This is a genomic window from Pseudomonas sp. BF-R-26 (assembly GCF_019947395.1).
In the GTDB taxonomy this organism is placed as follows: domain Bacteria; phylum Pseudomonadota; class Gammaproteobacteria; order Pseudomonadales; family Pseudomonadaceae; genus Aquipseudomonas; species Aquipseudomonas farris.
In genome coordinates, this window is sequence record NZ_JAGYGK010000018.1 from 1 (window position 1) to 18,174 (window position 18,174).

Here is an 18,174-nt window from a genome sequence, read left to right on the forward strand (position 1 = left end):
ATGCCCGCCCTCCCCTTGAAAAAACTCAGCCATGCCAGCCTCGAGCAAGCGGCCCAGTGGTATGTGCAACTCCACGACCCACAAGTGGCCGATCACGAACGCCTGCGCTGGCAGGCCTGGCTGGCCCAAAGTGCTGACCATCAGGACGCCTGGCGCTACATCGAACGGGTCGGCCAGCGCTTCACTCCATTGCAACACGAGAGCGAGCAACAGGCTGTCAGCCAAGTCCTGCGCGGCACCGGCCGCTCGCCAATCAGTCGCCGACAGACCCTCAAGAGCCTGCTGATCCTCACCGCTGGCAGCCTGACGGGGTGGGCTGCCTGGCGCGGCACGCCGCTGCCGGAAACGCTCGACCGGTTCACTGCCGACCTCGCTACCGGCACCGGGGAAACCCGCGAAACCGTGCTCAACGATGGCAGCCGGATCTGGCTGAATGCACTGAGTGCGCTGAATGTCCGCTTCGATGCCACGCAACGCTTGCTGCAGTTGCAGTGCGGCGAAGTGTTGATCGACACCGCCAAGGACCCCGGTCGACCGTTTCTGGTGGAAACCGCCCAAGGGCGACTGCGGGCACTGGGTACCCGCTTCAGTGTTCGTCTGGAAGATCGACAGACGTTGCTGAACGTCTATGAAGGTGCGGTTGAAGTCCGCACCCGCCAAGGCGCATTGCAGGTCGTGGAGGCCGGTCGGCAACTGGCGTTCAACGACAGCGCAATGGCGCTGAGCACCGCTGCCAGCCCCTCACGGGAAGCCTGGCGCCATGGCCTGCTGCTGGCAGACAACCTGCCACTGGGCCAGTTGATCGACGAATTGAATCGCTACCGTCCGGGGCATTTGCACTGCGATCCGGTCGTCGCCGAGCTGCCGGTCATGGGTTCGTTCCCGCTCAAGGACACCGATCAGGCATTGCGCCTGCTGGAAGCGGCATTGCCGATCCAGGTGCAAAAGACCTTCCCTTGGTGGGTCAGCGTCGGCCCGAAAGTCTGAGCAGCAAACTTTTTTCGGCAATCGGTTCCCTTTGGTCTTTCTCGTTCGGTTAACCCCTCAGAAGCACTCACATTGCCGATCGAACTGATTCCAGGGAACGCCATGTCACGCAACGCCTTCACCCGCACTTGTTTTGCCCTGCGCCCCTTGGCGCTGGCCCTGCCGGCCGCATTCCTGAGTTTCTCAGCGCCGTTCGCTCAAGCAGACACCACGGGCGCCAGTGAACAGTCCAGCCCCCGGGCACGCCATTACTCGATAGCGGCGGGACCATTGGCAAGCGTACTCAATCGCTTCGCCGAGCAGAGCGGAGTCTTCCTCGCCGGCCACAACGACCTCGCGGCCGGCAAGCGCAGCCCCGGCCTCGATGGCGACTACACCGACTCGCAAGCGTTGCAGCGACTGTTGCAAGGCAGCAGCCTGCAAGCCAGCCCCCAGGGCAACGGCGGCTATGTGTTGCAAGCAGTGCCCGCATCGCAAGGTGCGCTGGAACTGGACGCCACGAACATTTCCGGTCAGGGGCTGGGCGCGACCACTGAAGACACTCATTCCTACACCACTGGCTCGACGTCTTCGGCCACCGGCCTGCCGCTGTCCCTGCGCGAAACACCGCAGTCGGTGACCGTCATCACCCGTCAGCAAATGGACGACCAGGGCTCCACCAGCATCGCCGACACCCTGCGCCGCGCCCCCGGCATCAGCGTGCAAAACTACGACAGCGAACGCTGGGAGTTTTCCAGTCGCGGCCTGCCGATCACCAACTTTCAGTACGACGGCGTCAACACCGACTATGACGGCGTCTACGATTACGGCACCACCAGCACCGACATGGCGACCTTCGACCGCGTTGAAATCATCAAAGGCGCAACGGGCCTGATGACCGGCTCGGGCGATCCCTCGGCCACCGTCAACCTGATCCGCAAGCGCCCGACCAAAGAACTCAAGGCCTCGATTGCTGGCACGGTCGGCTCCTGGGACAACTATCGCAGCGAAGGCGACATTTCCGGCCCGCTGACCGAAAGCGGCAACGTGCGCGGGCGGTTCGTCGGGGTCTATCAGGACCGCAGCGCCTACATGGATCACTACCAGAACACCAAGGACATCGCCTACGGCATCCTCGAAGCCGATCTGACCCCGGACACCCTGCTGACCTTCGGCATGGACCAGCAAAATACCCGTTCACGCGGCGCCAGCTGGACCGGTTTCCCGATGTACTCCAGCGACGGCTCGCGCACCAACTTCTCCCGCTCTTTCAACCCGGCCACCGACTGGAGTCGTCGCGACTTCACCAACCAGACAATTTTCGCCTCCGTGGAACAGCGACTGGCCAACGACTGGACACTGAAAGTCAGCTACGACCGCAAACACCGCCAGCACGACACCCTGCTCGGCTCGGCCAGCGGCGGCAATCCGGACCCGGTCACCGGTAACGGCATGTTCATGTACATGGGCAAGTTCAAGGGCGATCAGGTTCAGGACAACATCGACATCAACCTCGCCGGCCCTTTCAGCCTGTTCGGTCGCGAGCATGAGTTGATCGCCGGTTTCATGTCGATGAACGCCCGCCAGGACATTCCGGTGCACGGCTCGGTCTATCCGGCCCTAAACAGCAGCATCTTCGACTGGCGCGGCGAGTTCCCCAAACCAGACATCCCGCGCGTTGGCGATAACGACATCGTCCAGCGCCAGACCGGTGCCTACCTGGCCACCCGGCTCAAGCCCACCGATGATCTGTCGGTGATCCTCGGCGGCCGGGTCAGCGACTTCAAGGGCAGCGACCACCTCGACTACAGCGACCCGAACACGCCCGACGTGCGTGACAGCTACCGCCAGACTGGCGTAGTCACCCCTTACGCCGGGCTGATCTACGACCTCAACGATACCTGGTCGCTGTACACCAGTTACACCAGCATCTATCAGCCACAAATGAGCAAGGACGCCGCGCGAAAACTGCTCGACCCGGTGGAAGGCGACAGCTACGAAGCAGGCATCAAGGCCGAATACTTTGGTGGGCGCCTCAACGCCAGTTTCGCGGTGTTCCGCATTGAACAGGACAACATCGCCCAGTACGTCAGCGGCTTCGAGACCGAGTCGGTGTACACCGCCGTTCAGGGCGCGACCACCAAAGGCTTCGAGTTCGAGCTGGCCGGTGAAGTGATGGAAGGCTGGAACCTGTCGGCCGGTTACACCTACAACCACACCCGCGATGCCAAAGGCGATTACGTCTACGGCTCGGTGCTGCAAACCACCGCCCCGGAACAAGTGGTGCGCGTGTTCAGCACCTATCGACTGCCCGGCACATGGGAAAACCTGACCGTCGGTGGCGGTGTGAACTGGCAAAGCGAGTTTTTCGGCAACGTGTTCCAGCCCAACCCCTCCGACACCGTCAACTTCGGCCAATACTCACGCATCACCCAGGACAGCTACTACCTGGTGGACCTTATGGCACGCTATCGCTTCAACGATCACCTGAGCGCGACCGTCAACGTCAAGAATCTGTTCGACAAGACGTACTACACGGGGTTGGGAAATTTTGGCACCGGTTTCTACGGCGAACCGCGCAGCCTGCAACTGACGACCAAGTGGGATTTCTGAGCCTGGCCCCAAGCGCTGCCGAAGGATCGGCAGCCGTTTTCTTGCGAGTTGTCGATCTACGGCGCCACCGGTCGACGACGGACTGACTACGCTGATAATCCAGAGTGATTAACCCGTAGAGGAGCACCGCCATGCACCGCGTTCAAAAACTCACGCCCTGCCTTTGGTTCGACGATCAGGCCGAGGAAGCCGCGAAGTTTTACTGCGCAATCTTCGATCATTCAAAAATCGCCGGCATCACCCATTACGGCAAGGCCGGTCAGGAAATCCATGGCCGGCCGGAAGGTTCGGTAATGACCGTCAGTTTCGAACTCGATGGGCAGAGCTTCACCGGCCTTAACGGTGGCCCGGTTTTCAAGTTCAATGAGGCGATCTCATTCCAGGTCAATTGCCACACTCAGGAAGAAGTCGACCACTTCTGGGGGCGCCTGTCTGCGGGCGGTCCCGTTGAAGCCCAGCAATGCGGCTGGCTCAAGGATAAATTCGGCGTGTCGTGGCAAATCGTGCCGGTCGTTCTGATGGACATGATGAAAGACCCCGACACAGCCAAATCCCAGCGCGCCATGGCGGCGATGCTGCAGATGAAAAAACTCGACATCGCCACGCTGCAACGAGCCTTTGACGGCGAGAGATAATACACTCCAAAGCTCAACCGCCGAGGACGCCTGGATGAAGCACACCGTCGCCAAAGATGCAGACAAAGCCCCGCGCTTCTGGCGTGACGACGCCCTGCCCTTCATCGAAGCCCGCTCCATCGCCGACGGTCGCGAGGTCTGCTACAGCCGGCATTCCCACGCGCATTTTTCTATCGGGGCGATCACCGCCGGGCGCAGCACCTATATCCACGAGCAATCGGAGTTTCAGGTCAGTGCCGGCACCGTGGTACTGATGAATCCGGGCGATGTGCATGCCTGCAATCCGATCGACGACCAGCCGTGGTCGTACCTGATGCTGTACGTCGAGACGCCCTGGCTGACCGATTTGCAGCATCAACTCGGCTTCAGCCAGGACTTGGCATTTCGCCGGTTTTCCATCACTCACAATCGTGACGTCGAGCTGTTTGCCGGCCTGAAGAATTTGTACGAAATATTGGTCGATCAGCAGCAAGACGTGCTGCGCAAGCACAGCGCGGCGGTGGAGTTTTTCACCGAGGTGCAACAGCGGCTCAACCCCATCGATCAACCGCTGCGCGAACCCAATTTCAAGCTGGAACGGGCCGCCGACTATATCCGCGACAACTGCACGCAGATGCTCAAGCTCGAGGACATTTGCGAGGCTGCGCAACTGTCGCCGTCGTACCTGATCCGTGCCTTCAAACAGCATTACGGCATGACGCCCCATGCGTTTCTGGTTAACCGGCGCATCCAGTTCGCGCAGGAACAACTGCGTAGCGGCAAGTTGATTGCCGATGTGGCGCTGGAAGCGGGGTTTGCCGATCAGGCGCATTTTCAGCGCGCGTTCAAACAGCATCTGGCGGCGACACCGGGGCAGTATCGCGGCTAACTCAACCTCCCTCGCCACAAGCCTTGATGGGTGGAACTGCCCCACAGGGAAAGCATTGGTAATAAGAGTTGTGCCGGGAACCACCATCGCAAACTTACGGCAACAGCAAATACCCCGCACTCACCGCCAGCAGCAACGCCATGACCCGATTGAACAGGCGCATCCCCGCCGGATTGCTTAGATAGCCGCGCAAAAACGTCCCGGCATACGCCCAGCAACCCACCGACAAGTAGCAGATCACCAGATACACCACCGCAAACTGCCAAACCAGCCGCGCCTCACCGTCGGCGACAAACGCGCCCATCCCCGCCACGCAGGCCAGCCAGGCTTTCGGGTTGAGCCATTGCATCACCGCGCCATACAGCATCGACGGCGCGCGCCCCGACTCCTTGGCATCGAGTTGACCGTTGTCAGTGGCCAATTTGAAAGCCATGAACAACAGAAACGCCACCCCCGCCCATTGCACCACCCGCGTCAGCGCCGGCCAACGCTGCAACACCTCTTGCAAACCCAGTCCCATCAGTACCAACAGCAGAACAAACCCCAAGGTCGCCCCAGCCACATGCCGCTGGCTCGCGCGGAAACCGAACTGCGCCCCCGAACTCAACGCCACAATGTTCACCGGTCCCGGTGTAATCGAAGCCGCCAGCGCAAACGCTGCCATCGAAACAATCAGACTCATCACACACCTGCTTCAATTCAAGGAACACAACGCTGACGGTAACCAGCGCCCGGCGCCCGGTATTGAAGAAAACTGCCCTCGCCCCTTCCATGAACAGTCAATGCTCAGCGAAAGAACACAACCCGCCAACTTTCATTTACCTCTTACACAACTTGATAACAAACATATGCCAACCAAATAAAAACTCGATATATAGTTTCGCCGCCTCAGAAACAGGCTGACCGATCAATGAATCACTTAACAAAACTTTAACAAACCAATACCAAGGATGGATGAAAACCTCATGAACAACCCGCTGAACTTATTCGCCTCCCTACCCGTTTCCGGCAATATTAAAGAACGTCAAGCCATTGCTGAAACATTGAAGTCAATACTTGACTCGCAGATCGGGCAGCAAGCATTTCTCTCCGATAATCCTGCAGATAATTTTGTCGACATTACGCAAGTGATCGTCGAAATTGTCGAAGACAGCCACTTCGAAAAAAACCACCAGGCGGCAAGCACGCTACTTCAGCGGCTGATCATGCAACCCGATTTTGCGGGGCTCTCCGGCCCTTTTGGCCCGAGCGATGAAGAGTGGATTCTGGTCACGGACAGCGGCGCTATTCTTCAGGTGCCAGACACCTCATCCATCTCTGATGTTTATATTTCACACGTCGATGTCACTGATGTAGTCACTGCCATTTCCACACTCAATGCCGACATTGAGCTTCTGGTGAAAGCGGCAAAACTTACCGGCGGTATTGTTTCTTCGAAAAAACATGTGCCTCTCGTTAACTGGCTTCGCTTCCATCAACTGGATGTGCCGAAGACCGCCGAGCATGTTGAAAACCTGATTACCTTACTGAAACTATCGCTGCCTGAACCACCAAAGCATGGCAACTATTGGTGTGGCATTTCCAACGAAACGAATGAAACCACCTTGGTCATCGAAGAGGACCAGCGCCACATTATTCATCATGAAACATCCAAACTATTTTACGACGCAGGAAAACCCGTTGAACCGCTGATCAATTACCTGACCGATGCCATTCTCGGTGATAGATCCGCCGCATTTTTGCAGGAAGAGCCGAGTCTGAGTTGGGAACTGCTGATCGAGACGCCCGTGGCAAAAACCTTCGCCCAATCCTGCTTCGATACATTGCACCCGCAAAGTGCTTCTACCGCCCCCTTGTCCCCTGAGCAACGCAGCAGTTTGCTGGTTGCAGCCATCATGCTGGACTTTGCTTTGGGTACAGCCGATAGAAACCACAGTTTCTGCTCCTCCAGTCTTTATGCCTCCCACAACGTACAGGCGAATACCTACGATGTACGACAATATTTGACTGCGCACTTCAGCGGATTTCGGCGCGTTAACCCGACGGCCGTGCCCTTGGCATTGCAACTGATACTCGCCGGGCTGGCACCGGAGTTTCTGGTGCAAACACCGCAGGCCTTGCAGATTGGTTCCCCTGGCTGGGTGATGTTGCGCAAATCGGTTCTTCTCGCTGAAAGCATCGCTCCCGGGTTATCCCGCGCCTTGTCATACGAGATGTTGATGGAACTGGGGGCCATCTCGCCAACCAGCACCGAACAACGCACGCTGCAAGGCGTGATCATGGTGAAGTGCGTGCTGGATTGGGCGATGATCAATGGGCTTGAACTGGAAGGCGCTGACGACCTGCCAACGGAACAAATCGTCAAACACGCCACGACCCAATACAACGCATTCATTGACACTATGAGCGATGCCCTTAAAAGCATTACCACCCCACCTGTGAGCCGCAGGGCACTGGCAAAAGCCGCGATACTGGAATTGGGCATCAATCCCGCAACCAAACTTGCCACCGCCTACTCTGGCATAGAAAACTCCCTGCTTGATCTGTATCTGGCACGCCAATTGACCGCCTATAACCATTCGGTCGCGACGGCGGTTCTGAATCTGGAGCCTGCCAACGATCTGTATGCCAGACAACTCGAAAGGCAGTACGCCCCCTATAAAACGGGGATCGCGACAGTTCTGCGTCTGGCCATGTCGCGATTAAAGGTAGAGGACCGGATTGCCATCGAATATGGCCAACTGGCGCTTTATCATGTGACCCAATCCACCCCTCCCGATAATCACGGACTGATCTTCGGGGCCGAGCGCAACATCAGAGCGCCGTTTGGCATTTTGATTGTTTCCAGGTTCAACAGCGAAGTCCGTGCCTATGAACTGTTCCCGCTGCAAGGTCTGTGTCGGCAAAATGAAGCCCTGACCCAGCAGCTCAATGACAACTGGATCTGGCTCGGGGACTCCCCGGATGATGCTGATGGTTTCAAGAAGCAGACCTATGTGTACGGTGCGCACATTGACTATCGGACTTATTTCAAAGGCTCGGAACTCACCAACGACTCGGTGCTGAACGCTGAGGGTGTCCTCCTGGAACGCTTTGGCCAATTCAACGACATGCGCGACTCAGCAACTTCCCTGCGCAGCCCGATGCAAAGTTTCAACTCCGGGCGGTTCCGTGACATCAGTGAACTGATTGCACAACACAATCCTCCGATGACTTACGATCATTTTTACGCAATGGGCTACGACAAAACCGACATCGAACAGAGCGGGGAAAATTTTGAGAAGATTTTCGACACTGTTCTCAACATCATCATCCCGTTCAAAGAATGTATTGAAGGACTCGCCTCGGGTAATCCGGATCGTCGCAGTGGCGCATTGTTCAGCTGTGTGATGGATGCAACGACGTTGCTGTTCTCCTTCGTGGGAGCGGCCGGCGTCTTCTTTAAAGCAGCCGCGAGTAGTTCCAAATTGCTGAATTTGGGCAAAGTCGGCGGGAGTTTTGTCCTGTCGCTGTTCAATCCTCTGGACGGCATTCCGCAACTGGCCTACGGCGGCGCCAAACTGATCGGCAAAAGTGCGCTGAGACTCGGCCACTTTGGCCAGTCCGCCACACGGCTGGGGGTCTTTCAGTTGCGCCGATTGACCGGTGCCGCCGGGGCTTACGACCTGGTCAAGGCCGTACAAAACAGCGGCTCCGCAATCGAAATCGCCAAGACCGTATCCGCGGTGAACCAGGGCCGCGCACTGTTCAACGACGCCACGATCAGTACGGCCAGGCAAGTTGTGAACCTGTTCATCGACACGACAACCAAATTACCCAACGTGCCTGACAAAATACTGGAAGAGCTCTACAGCACTGCGGTAATTGAAACCACCATCGAACTTGACGGGGCCAAGGATCTGAACGTCTTGATCGGTAAAGAGGGGCTAAGTGAGCTGTTGCGAACCTACATGAGCAACAGCCGTATGTCTTACGCCGATGCAAGGTACGGTAAAGAGTCGACAGATCACATCCAGTCATTGGAAGCCCTGGTCGTAATCGAGGCGCAAAACGCCGCCAGCCGCATTTAGTCGTTGCAAGACTGCCACGATGCGCCTTGTGACGGGCCTATACTCTATGGGCACACTCGAAGCGACCTGCAATCGTGTTTGATATATGGGGTGGCGCGTCGAGTGATCGTTCACGCAGGCCACGGCCTGCCTTCATCGTAGGGAGGACAAGATCATGGCGCGTAAATACATCGACTGCCGCGAGTTTCCAAGCGATTCCAAATGCTCGGTCGCACTGTCTGCGGACTCTGAAAACGAACTGCTCGAGGCCGCCGCACAGCATGCGGTCAGCGTTCACAAGCACACCGATTCACCGGAGCTGCGTGCTCAACTGAAGACGATGTTTCACGACGGCACCCCACCTGTTGAAGCACCGCGTCCCGCTTGATAAGGAGATCCTCCTGCGGGAACAAAAAAAAGGGACAGACACGATTTCAGGTATATGCCGAGCAATCGTGGTCTGTCCCTTGTTTCCTGCAAATGAGGTGGGAAGTTTGGCCAAATTATTCTCAGTTTTTAGGCCCCTTACGCGAGTGGTGTCTATAATTTTCCAGATATCGGCCCCATTGGTCAGTGAATACAAATGCCAGCAGATGACGATTCGCTGCCCGGTTCTGAAATCCTCTTCGACGAAGCTGATTGTGGCTTACTGCTTACCGCAGAAAATGGCCAGATCGCACAGGTCAACCTCACCTTCTGCCGCTGGATTGGCTACCGCAGGACAGAGCTGCTCGGTCGTCACATCCAAGACCTGATGAGTCTTGAAGGGAGGATGTTTCACAGGACGTACTGGACCCCTCTTATGCAAATCCAGGGCGTGATCGCTGATGTCAAGTTCGATCTCGTTCACTACAACGGACATTCAATTCCGATGATGCTCAGCGCTATTCGCTGTGAGAATTCTGCTGGCATATTTCATGAAATGACACTGTTCAAAGTCGAAGATCGGCAAAGGTACGAGCGTGAGCTGCTCAATGCCCGAATGCTTGCCGAAAGACATCTGGCAAAACACCTCAAGGATCAACGGGTAATGGATATTACCCAAGACAAACTGCGCATTACTTACGCCGCGGCTGAAGACAGGGCCCTGTTTGCCGAGCAACTTATCGGGATTGTCAGTCATGACCTGCGAAACCCTTTGTCGGCGATAAAAATGGCAACGGAACTGCTGGGCCGCAGAGAGATGGATGCTAAACAAGCACAAATACTTGGCCACATCGCCCACTCGGCAGAGCGCGCACAGCGTCTGGTGGCCGATCTGCTGGATTTCACCTTGACGCAGGTCGGGCGAGGTATCGAAGTCCTGCCCAAACCAGTCGACCTACACGAACTGGTGGCCGACTGCCTGGACGAGTTGAGTCTGGCGTTCCCCGGGCATGAGTTGACCCACCTGCGTTATGGACAAGGTGACTTTACTGCCGACAGTGATCGGCTGTATCAGCTCATCGGCAACCTGGTCGCCAATGCAGTAGCCTACGGTGCTGCCGATAGCGAAGTTACCGTTTCTTCGCGCTTCGAAGACCAAACTATCATCATTACGGTGCACAACCTCGGCACACCCATACCGCTGGAGTTGCTCAAGGACCTGTTCGAGCCGATGATCCGTGGCAGTCATGACAATGCTGAACTTAGAAGTGTCGGGTTGGGCTTGTTCATTGTTCGTGAGATCGCAAGGGCGCACTACGGCGAAGTGGTTGTAGCATCTTCTCTAACGAACGGAACGACATTCACTGCAACCTTTCCTCGCACCTTAAAGTAGCCTGGATTGACGTTCACTGAGCCCGGCGCCAGCTACCACGACGGTCGCAGTCCTATATTCAGGTTCTTTCTAAAAACCCACATCCAGTACCACACTGTCCAGATAGGTTCCCGGTGGCGGCGTGCTCTGGTCAGTGTAGATTTTGGCGTTATAGTTGAAAATCTGGCTGCCGGTGCCCAGGCCGTTGCCGGGGTTGACCTCGGCATCGGAGCTGGCGCGGCGGGCCGTGCTGACGCTGCCCCAACGGGTGGTTCCGGCGCTCTTGAAGAGGTCGTAAGCCAGGTAATTGCTGCCCGAGATCATCCGCCTTCGCCCGCCCACGCCGACAGCATGTTGACCATCGTCCAGCCCCACCGTGTAGGCACTGCCCTTGGTGCAGGCCAGGTTGATCGTCTGGCCAGTGACGGTGGCGAAGGAACTGATTACCGAGGCGCTGCCAAAGCTGATGTTCGGCGCAGTGATCGTGCAATCGTTGTCCACGGTCATATTGACAGTCAGGCTGGTGGAACCGCTGTTGATGTCTCGCCCCTGACAACTGCCGCCTCCACCATAATCATGGCAATAATCCCAGTTCCAGAAAATGTTCAGGGTTTCAGAGTAAATCCCGGCAGCCACGTTGCTGCCGATAATCGTATTCAGGTAGATCGGCACGGCCTTGGCAACCGCTGGATTGGAAAGCAGGCCGAGGTCATCGATGATCGAGTGTCGGGCGAAGTCGAACGCTACGCCGCGAGTGATCGGATAGCTGGTGCTGTTGTTGGCAAACAGCGTGTAACCAATCACATCACTGGTTGGCCCGACCGCCCCTGCAGTTGCCGACGTAATGGTGGCGTAAAAATAATCATCGCTGACCAGCGACGATGCCAACGAACCGGTGCAACTCAAACCGGAATGGGTGGTGGAACTGGTTTGCAAAGTGGTACGCACCGCGATCGAACTCATCGAGCCAAAGCCGGCCGGTGAAGTGCTGACCACCTCGCACAAGGCATAAGCCTGACACGGCAGAAAAATCGCCATCAGCCCAACCACTTTACCCGGCCATCGATCAGAAAATTGCACACCCCGTCTCCCTGTTCTATTCATTGGCGTTTTCATTGACACCGCAGCGGTCCGATCAACGGCACCTGGTCCTGTTTTATGTCCAGCGTGAACTGCGCCTGGCAGGTCCGGCCATCGACCAGGGTCACGTGCAAACCGTTGTGCTCTTCCAGGTTTTCCAGATAGACCAGCCCGTCCCAACCGACCACCGCATACGCCCCGCTCTGCTCGTGCCGCACGCGGCTGCCCAAGGGCAATTCGTGTTGCTGCGCATCCACCAGCACAACACTCGCGGCAATGATCCGGCTCAGAGGAAACTCCAGCAGGTAGCCACTGCCACGGCGCACCGAGACCCGTTGTTCGACATTCGAGCTCTGCACATTGGTCGGCAGGTTCAGTGGGTCGATTTCATATTTGCCGCGATAGTAGGCGCTGCTCCACGGCACCAGCAGATGGCCATTTTTATCCGTCTGGCCCACCCGTTGATTCTCGTAACGCACCGGAATATCGGCAAATCCACCGGTGCTGACCACGACGAAGGCATCATCAATACGATTGGCTACGAACACTTGGTGATCCATCCACACCAAGGAACCGCTGGCATCGGCCCAGCGGGTTTCGTCATCACTGTTGCCGTAAACCCCAGCCTGCAGTTGCACCGATTGCAGGCGCCAGGTCAGGTCGGCCTGACGATAATCCGGGCCTTCGCCGTGGGCATAACCGAGGTTGAAGCCTACGCCGCCTGCGCTGGGCACAGCGCGACTGTAATTGACGCGCTGACGGCTTTCGCCGGTCTTGCTGCGCTCGCCACTCATACTCAGGGTGCCACGCAGGTCGAAGGGGATGATCAGTTGCGCCTGCATCGCCCAGTCGCTATCGCCGATCTCTCGATTGGCCGACAAGTAAAAACTGGTATTGCGCCACAGTGGCTTGCTCCAGGTCAGATTGAGTAACCGGGTGCGCGAATCATCGGCCGCCCGCACATCGAAATAGCCCGCGCCGAGGCTGCCCCAGCCGTTGAGACTGACGCTCAGGGTCAACTGCTCGCTACGCTGGCTGAGGCTGATATAAGGGCTGTCGGCAACGGTCAGGTCGGCGTACTGGTCGCGGCGCTGCATACGCTGATAAGAAACGCTGTAGTGCTGGCTGCTGTACTGATAACCGAGGCTGACTTGCTGACCGCTATTGCCGTCGAAACGGCTTTGACTGACCGCCGTGTTGAGCACGCCGAAGTTGCCCAGGCGCAGGTTGCCGCCAACGCCGCCAAGGGACAGCGCGTCCGAGGCCTCGGCATGGCTTTCGAGGGTCAGACTGTCGTTCAGACCGTAACGCAGGCTGCCGGAGGTCACGCCCGGACCGTAACCGAAATCGCGAATCCCGAAGTCACGGCGCAGGGTACCGGCGGCCACCGAGAAGTCCATCAGGCCTTTTTGCAGCAGGTTGCTGGTGACGTAGAACGGCACGGTGGTCGAGACCTGTCGGCCGAGGGCATCGGTCGTGACCACCACCGCTTCGCCGGCCCCGTTGATGAACGGAATGTTGGTCAACGTGTAGGGACCGGGCTGCAACTCGGCGCTGCTGGATTTGTAACCGTTGATGAACAAATCCACCGAGGATGGCACCGCAGCCTCCCCGGCGAACTGCGGCAACGGGTAGGTCACCAGGTCTGGACGCACACCGAAGTCGCGCGACACTTGCACACCGCCCAGGCGCACCGAACTGCTCCAGGGCAAGGCGCCGCTGACCAGATCGCCCGCCTCGTAAGTCAGCAGACGTTCGTCATCGGAGTAACGCCAGGTGGTGTCGTAACGCCGATAACCATTGTTCAGTGTGTCGTTGCTGATTCCGGAAATCGTGCGCCGGTATTGTCCGGTGTTGGACAGCGTGCCCCAACTGTCGAATAGCCGCAGCTCGTTCCAGGCCGCGAGGTAGGTGCCGCTGTCATCGGTGTCGTTGAGGTACAGGTCGTAGTTGAGCAAGGCGCCGAAACTGCTCAACGCAGAGGTACGCGGATACGCCTGGCTACCGACAAACTGCTCCGGCAACCAGTCCGGCGGGACGTTCAGCAACAGCCGTTGACCCTGACTGTCATAGTCGCTATGCAGGCCTTGCAGACTGTCGAGGGCGATCTCGGCGCTGAGCTCTTGCGGTAACTTCATACCGGTTTCGCGCAACACCGCGACCGGTACAAAGAAGCGCCCGCCGCGCTGCTCCACCGCTATCACACGCCCGGTGTTCATTTGGTTGACTATCAGTTCCAGAAACAATTGCGTGTCGACAATCGCCTCCATGCCGCTGGGCGCTGGTGGCAGGTCACCCGCCAAGCCGTGGTGGGCGCATACCAGACAGCACAGGCCAATCGCGGCCCACAGCGCAGGCTTGATACTGCGAGCCCGATCCTGGCTCATCACCGCTTTACGTCCGTCAATGGACATTTCCTTACTGTGGCGATCAAGAGGCGCGCACAACACCTGTGGCGAGGGGGCTTGCCCCCGTTGGGTCGCGGAGCGGCCCTAAAATCGGTGACATCGTTTTGTCAGGTAGAACGCATCTGCAGATTTTACGACTGCTTCGCAGCCGAACGGGGGCAAGCCCCCTCGCCACAGCAAGCTCCCTCGCCACACTGTTTCCATCGCCGGGCTGTCACCGCCCCGGCGCAATACTCTGAGCCTGCGGCGCGCCATTGACCCGTACTTGCAATACCTGATCCGCGGTGATCGGTTCTGGTGTCGGCCAGCGCATGATCGCCCCCGGCAGCACATAACCGAGCAATCCCTCAACCAGCGGCCGTGTCTGACCGCCCTGCTTGAACGCGACATCGGTCAGTCGGGCATGCACCGCGCCCTGATTGCGTACTTCCATGTAGGAACGCCCATCGACCGTCACTTTACGCCAACTCAGATCAGGCACGCCGACGCCCTTGGGGTCGCGTTTACGGATCATGTCTTCCTTGCTCCACAGACCGGCGCCATAGGCAAACAGCGGCACCGAGTAGCGCATCTGAAACCGAATGGCGGCAGCGGTTTTGCCGTCTTCAGCCGTCACAGGTCTGGCCGAGGGGATTTCATCGATAATGATGCGATAGGCCAGCTCCTGCCCCGGCGGTATATCGCGGGTACGGGTCAGGCGCACGAGTTGCTTCTGCCCGGGTTCGATCTTCGCTACCGGCGGGCTGCCAATGACATCGCGCTGATTCTGATACTGATCGCTGAAATCACTCTGGCTCCAGGCAAACACCCGGATTTGCAAATTGGCCGTCTCGTTGCCGCGATTTTCCAGCCACAGCGCACTCGCCTGTTGATCGGCCTCAAGCACCGGATCGATCGGCCAGATCAGCACCGAACTGGCCGCCTGCACCTTGACCGCGCCCAGCAAGACCATCGCCAACACAGCGCAACGCGCGGCCGGTGACCTGCGGGAAGGTGAACACATATGCATACTCCTTATGCCTGACAGATTTGATCCGAATGACCGTCCTACCACGACAGCTGCACCTGCAGCACATCACTATAAATCCCCCCGGGCTGATCACCCGGTAACTGCACTTGTCCGTAAATAGGCAATCTGATGTCGTTCGCATCGCTGTAGGCCACGGCCACGCTCTGACCGATGCCCAAGCGCTCACTGAACGCCGCGTCACTGAACAACTGATAGGCCACTCGGGCACTGCCGCCATCGAGCTGCAAGTGCCGTCCGTTGCTGTTGTACTGGCCGCCATCGATGCTCATGCTCAGGGTCACGCCCGGCGTGCATTGCAACTGCACGCCGCCGCTCAATTGCACTTGCACGGTGTTGGTCGCCAGCGCCGATTGAGAACCGAAATCGAGGTTGCCGTCATTGGAAACCCCGCCGCTCACCAGGCATGCCGCCGTCACTGTCGCGCTGACCTGAAAACTCTGGCTGATCACCGCCGCCAGCGGCAGTGGCAAACCGGTCGCGCAGATCAGAATTGGCACGGCAGAACGGCATCGCACTAGAAGATCAATTCAATGGCGACAGAGTCGGCGTACAGGTCGTAAGGCACCAGAACGAGAAAATCCAATCCTTGGTGCAGCATGTGCATGATGTCCATCCTCTGAGTTTTACCAATCCAGCGTGACCGTCAGGCTGTCGGTATAGACCCCCGCCACGATCGCGCGGGTATTCGCCATCGCCATGTCAATGCCTTGTTACCAGCTCACGGTCACTTTCAAGAGGTCGGAATAACGGCTGACGCGGGGGATCTCGGCCAGTCGTTCGATACGGGCATACAGAGGCAAATCCACCGTACCTGAATCCGGCACCCGTCCATTCAAGAGCACATTCACCGGCAGCGGAATCTGCCGTGCGGCGTCTTGATAGAGGCGATAAGGAATGGGTTTGCTGCGCTCTGCGCTGCCCGCCAGATAGCGGACCTCGCCTACGCCGCCATGCAGGCCGCCGTCGACTTGTAATTGGTAAGGGGTATCGGGATTGCATTCCAGGCGTGGCACACGTACGTCAAGCAGCGCTGCACTCAATGGTCCGGCCGGATCGTCCAGGCGGGCGGTGGTGCCGAAGTCGAGGACGCCCAATTGCTCGACACCCGCCTCGCGCTGTTGGCCAACCAACTGGCAACCGCGCTGCACATTGACCCGGACCTCAACCTGAAACTGCGCGGCCGATACAGTCGCACTGAACATCGTGCTCATGACCGCCAAAACCCCGAGCCCATTCAAATTCCCATTCCTTTTAAGGGGTTATTCGCAGGCTGAGGTTAGCATCCAAGGGGGAAACAACACGTCAAATCCGCACCTTTGCGACGAAGGGGCATATTTCGTCTGTATCAGGGTATCGGCAGGATTTCTGAAGGAAAGAACCGTGCTTGACCACGGTCTTTAAGGTCAAAAGGTGACGGTAGCCGTCATTGTGTCGGCATACGTACCCGGTGGACTAAGCTGCCCCGCTGCTACCCGACCATAGACCGGGATCACCTGGGCGGAGCCACTGCCGGTTCCGGTTATGAGGCCAGTGCCGCCGGTGTCACCCCAATTGATCGCCCGCGTGACGTCCGAGTACAGCGCATAGAACAGGATACCTGCGGGAGTGCCGGACATCTGCCGGGCTGTCGCGGTCCCGCCGCTCGTCCCGGCGCCGAGGCCGACACTGTAGGCCGTCGTGTTGGTGCAGTTGACCGAGAGGCTGGATTCGGCATCGGCTTGCACGCCTGTATAGGCGCCGAAGGCCAAGGGAGAAGCCGTGATCCCGCAACCGGCCACGATGCTCGCGGAGACGGCGAACGTTGCGGTGGCGGTGGCAGAAATGGCCTGAGTGGACAATAGACTGAGTGCGAAAGTCCCCAGGATGCCGACACCGGCAAGAACGACCCTATTGCGCCGCATCCGAGTCTCCTTGCCTACCAGAGTATCGCTACCATCCCAACGGGGATGTGAGGAGGATTGCGTGCAATGCAAGAACGTCATGGCGATAACTCCCTGTAGTACCTAGGGAACGGTCAGGTTTTTTCAATACCCTGAAAGAACCTGACCGTTCAACCTGGAATCCGAAGCGTAGTTCACATCCGAACCTCACACGTGAGTTTTCGGGCAATACCTCCAGAGACAGACACATATTGAACGGGCAACACAGGTTCTCTTTCAGCCAAAAGTGGCCGGTGGTCGTTGCATTTCGCTCGCCGCCGGGCGTTTGGCTAAGCTGATTAAATCGGGACGAACTGAAACCTGAGTGATAGCGGCCATTAGCGGATCTGGATTGGCATCAAGACGGTAACTCCTAAAGGAGACGACCATGTATGCGGTTATAAGAACCTACCTGGGTGCTGGAGCAAAGCAGCTGTTCGATCTTTTAGAACAGCGCAAGGACGACGTCGAAGCTACCCTGCGGACAGTGCCTGGCCTGGTAAGTTACACACTGCTGAATACGGGTGATGGCGGTACGGCGGTGACTGTTTGCACGGACAAGGCCGGCAGCGATGCGAGCTTGAAAGTCGCGCGCGACTGGATTCAGAAAAATGCCTCGAATATCCGCGCGAACCCGCCGATCGTGACGGAAGGTCCGGTGATTGTGCAGATCAAATAGCGTGCCTTTCCAGTTGATCTCACATAAAAAGGGACAGACCGCGATTTAAGGCAAATGCCGGGCAGTCGTGGTCTGTCCTCTGTTTTTCTCCCAACCTGAATCATGAAGGAGATCCCTGTGGGAGCGGGCTGCTCGCGAAGAGGGAGTATCTGCCAACATTAATGTTGCCTGACACACCGCTTTCGCGAG

General features: G+C 57.9%; 15 protein-coding genes. 8 read left to right on the forward strand and 7 right to left on the reverse strand.

The window, feature by feature from the left end:
• From KGB18_RS24410 to KGB18_RS24425, 4 genes are all read left to right on the forward strand, one after another.
• Window positions 1–987: FecR domain-containing protein (locus KGB18_RS24410; RefSeq protein WP_223570620.1), on the forward strand; the 987-nt coding region annotated here is incomplete at its 5' end.
• A 102-nt stretch (window positions 988–1,089) separates the two neighbouring features.
• Window positions 1,090–3,579 carry a TonB-dependent siderophore receptor gene (locus KGB18_RS24415; RefSeq protein WP_223570621.1) on the forward strand — a complete coding sequence of 830 codons (2,490 nt, stop codon included), beginning with the start codon at window positions 1,090–1,092 and terminating at the stop codon, window positions 3,577–3,579.
• A gap of 131 nt (window positions 3,580–3,710) precedes the next feature.
• Window positions 3,711–4,214, forward strand: coding sequence for a VOC family protein (locus KGB18_RS24420; protein WP_123720489.1), 504 nt, complete (start codon window positions 3,711–3,713; stop codon window positions 4,212–4,214).
• 34 nt (window positions 4,215–4,248) lie between these two features.
• On the forward strand, window positions 4,249–5,082 hold the full coding sequence (locus KGB18_RS24425; RefSeq protein ID WP_123720488.1) for an AraC family transcriptional regulator: 834 nt from the start codon (window positions 4,249–4,251) through the stop codon (window positions 5,080–5,082).
• A 94-nt stretch (window positions 5,083–5,176) separates the two neighbouring features.
• Here the strand turns inward: KGB18_RS24425 and KGB18_RS24430 are convergent, their stop codons facing one another.
• Window positions 5,177–5,764 (reverse strand): LysE family translocator, encoded by a 588-nt coding sequence (locus KGB18_RS24430; protein WP_223570622.1) that lies wholly within the window; start codon window positions 5,762–5,764, stop codon window positions 5,177–5,179.
• A gap of 283 nt (window positions 5,765–6,047) precedes the next feature.
• Between KGB18_RS24430 and KGB18_RS24435 the strand changes: the two genes are divergently transcribed.
• From KGB18_RS24435 to KGB18_RS24445, 3 genes are all read left to right on the forward strand, one after another.
• The gene (locus tag KGB18_RS24435) at window positions 6,048–9,152 is read left to right on the forward strand and encodes a hypothetical protein (RefSeq protein WP_223570623.1); all 3,105 of its coding nucleotides are present in this window, start codon (window positions 6,048–6,050) and stop codon (window positions 9,150–9,152) included.
• Window positions 9,153–9,306: 154 nt separating this feature from the next.
• Window positions 9,307–9,519 (forward strand): DUF1059 domain-containing protein, encoded by a 213-nt coding sequence (locus KGB18_RS24440; RefSeq protein WP_008074349.1) that lies wholly within the window; start codon window positions 9,307–9,309, stop codon window positions 9,517–9,519.
• 195 nt (window positions 9,520–9,714) lie between these two features.
• The gene (locus KGB18_RS24445; RefSeq protein ID WP_123720485.1) at window positions 9,715–10,890 is read left to right on the forward strand and encodes a PAS domain-containing sensor histidine kinase; all 1,176 of its coding nucleotides are present in this window, start codon (window positions 9,715–9,717) and stop codon (window positions 10,888–10,890) included.
• 69 nt (window positions 10,891–10,959) lie between these two features.
• Here KGB18_RS24445 and KGB18_RS24450 read toward each other — a convergent pair whose 3' ends face one another.
• From KGB18_RS24450 to KGB18_RS24475, 6 genes are all read right to left on the reverse strand, one after another.
• Window positions 10,960–11,907 carry a spore coat protein U domain-containing protein gene (locus KGB18_RS24450; RefSeq protein WP_223570676.1) on the reverse strand — a complete coding sequence of 316 codons (948 nt, stop codon included), beginning with the start codon at window positions 11,905–11,907 and terminating at the stop codon, window positions 10,960–10,962.
• A 74-nt stretch (window positions 11,908–11,981) separates the two neighbouring features.
• On the reverse strand, window positions 11,982–14,336 hold the full coding sequence (locus tag KGB18_RS24455; RefSeq protein WP_223570677.1) for a fimbria/pilus outer membrane usher protein: 2,355 nt from the start codon (window positions 14,334–14,336) through the stop codon (window positions 11,982–11,984).
• A gap of 235 nt (window positions 14,337–14,571) precedes the next feature.
• Window positions 14,572–15,360, reverse strand: a complete 789-nt coding sequence (locus tag KGB18_RS24460; RefSeq protein ID WP_223570624.1) for a molecular chaperone — start codon at window positions 15,358–15,360, stop codon at window positions 14,572–14,574.
• Window positions 15,361–15,404: 44 nt separating this feature from the next.
• Window positions 15,405–15,884 (reverse strand): spore coat U domain-containing protein, encoded by a 480-nt coding sequence (locus tag KGB18_RS24465; RefSeq protein ID WP_223570625.1) that lies wholly within the window; start codon window positions 15,882–15,884, stop codon window positions 15,405–15,407.
• Window positions 15,885–16,097: 213 nt separating this feature from the next.
• Window positions 16,098–16,598, reverse strand: coding sequence for a spore coat U domain-containing protein (locus KGB18_RS24470; RefSeq protein ID WP_410003840.1), 501 nt, complete (start codon window positions 16,596–16,598; stop codon window positions 16,098–16,100).
• A 192-nt stretch (window positions 16,599–16,790) separates the two neighbouring features.
• The gene (locus KGB18_RS24475; RefSeq protein ID WP_223570626.1) at window positions 16,791–17,288 is read right to left on the reverse strand and encodes a spore coat U domain-containing protein; all 498 of its coding nucleotides are present in this window, start codon (window positions 17,286–17,288) and stop codon (window positions 16,791–16,793) included.
• 406 nt (window positions 17,289–17,694) lie between these two features.
• Between KGB18_RS24475 and KGB18_RS24480 the strand changes: the two genes are divergently transcribed.
• Window positions 17,695–17,985 carry a hypothetical protein gene (locus tag KGB18_RS24480; RefSeq protein ID WP_123720479.1) on the forward strand — a complete coding sequence of 97 codons (291 nt, stop codon included), beginning with the start codon at window positions 17,695–17,697 and terminating at the stop codon, window positions 17,983–17,985.
• The last annotated feature ends 189 nt before the right edge of the window (window positions 17,986–18,174 follow it).

Excerpts from the sequence above, each read along its gene's own strand:
- KGB18_RS24440 (WP_008074349.1), top strand. The coding sequence starts at position 9,307 with ATGGCGCGTAAATACATCGACTGCCGCGAGTTTCCAAGCGATTCCAAA.
- KGB18_RS24430 (WP_223570622.1), bottom strand. The coding sequence starts at position 5,764 with ATGAGTCTGATTGTTTCGATGGCAGCGTTTGCGCTGGCGGCTTCGATT.
- KGB18_RS24470 (WP_410003840.1), bottom strand. The coding sequence starts at position 16,598 with ATGAGCACGATGTTCAGTGCGACTGTATCGGCCGCGCAGTTTCAGGTT.
- KGB18_RS24450 (WP_223570676.1), bottom strand. The coding sequence starts at position 11,907 with ATGGCGATTTTTCTGCCGTGTCAGGCTTATGCCTTGTGCGAGGTGGTC.
- KGB18_RS24480 (WP_123720479.1), top strand. The coding sequence starts at position 17,695 with ATGTATGCGGTTATAAGAACCTACCTGGGTGCTGGAGCAAAGCAGCTG.
- KGB18_RS24445 (WP_123720485.1), top strand. The coding sequence starts at position 9,715 with ATGCCAGCAGATGACGATTCGCTGCCCGGTTCTGAAATCCTCTTCGAC.
- KGB18_RS24425 (WP_123720488.1), top strand. The coding sequence starts at position 4,249 with ATGAAGCACACCGTCGCCAAAGATGCAGACAAAGCCCCGCGCTTCTGG.
- KGB18_RS24475 (WP_223570626.1), bottom strand. The coding sequence starts at position 17,288 with ATGCGGCGCAATAGGGTCGTTCTTGCCGGTGTCGGCATCCTGGGGACT.
- KGB18_RS24460 (WP_223570624.1), bottom strand. The coding sequence starts at position 15,360 with ATGTGTTCACCTTCCCGCAGGTCACCGGCCGCGCGTTGCGCTGTGTTG.
- KGB18_RS24415 (WP_223570621.1), top strand. The coding sequence starts at position 1,090 with ATGTCACGCAACGCCTTCACCCGCACTTGTTTTGCCCTGCGCCCCTTG.
- KGB18_RS24455 (WP_223570677.1), bottom strand. The coding sequence starts at position 14,336 with ATGAGCCAGGATCGGGCTCGCAGTATCAAGCCTGCGCTGTGGGCCGCG.
- KGB18_RS24420 (WP_123720489.1), top strand. The coding sequence starts at position 3,711 with ATGCACCGCGTTCAAAAACTCACGCCCTGCCTTTGGTTCGACGATCAG.
- KGB18_RS24435 (WP_223570623.1), top strand. The coding sequence starts at position 6,048 with ATGAACAACCCGCTGAACTTATTCGCCTCCCTACCCGTTTCCGGCAAT.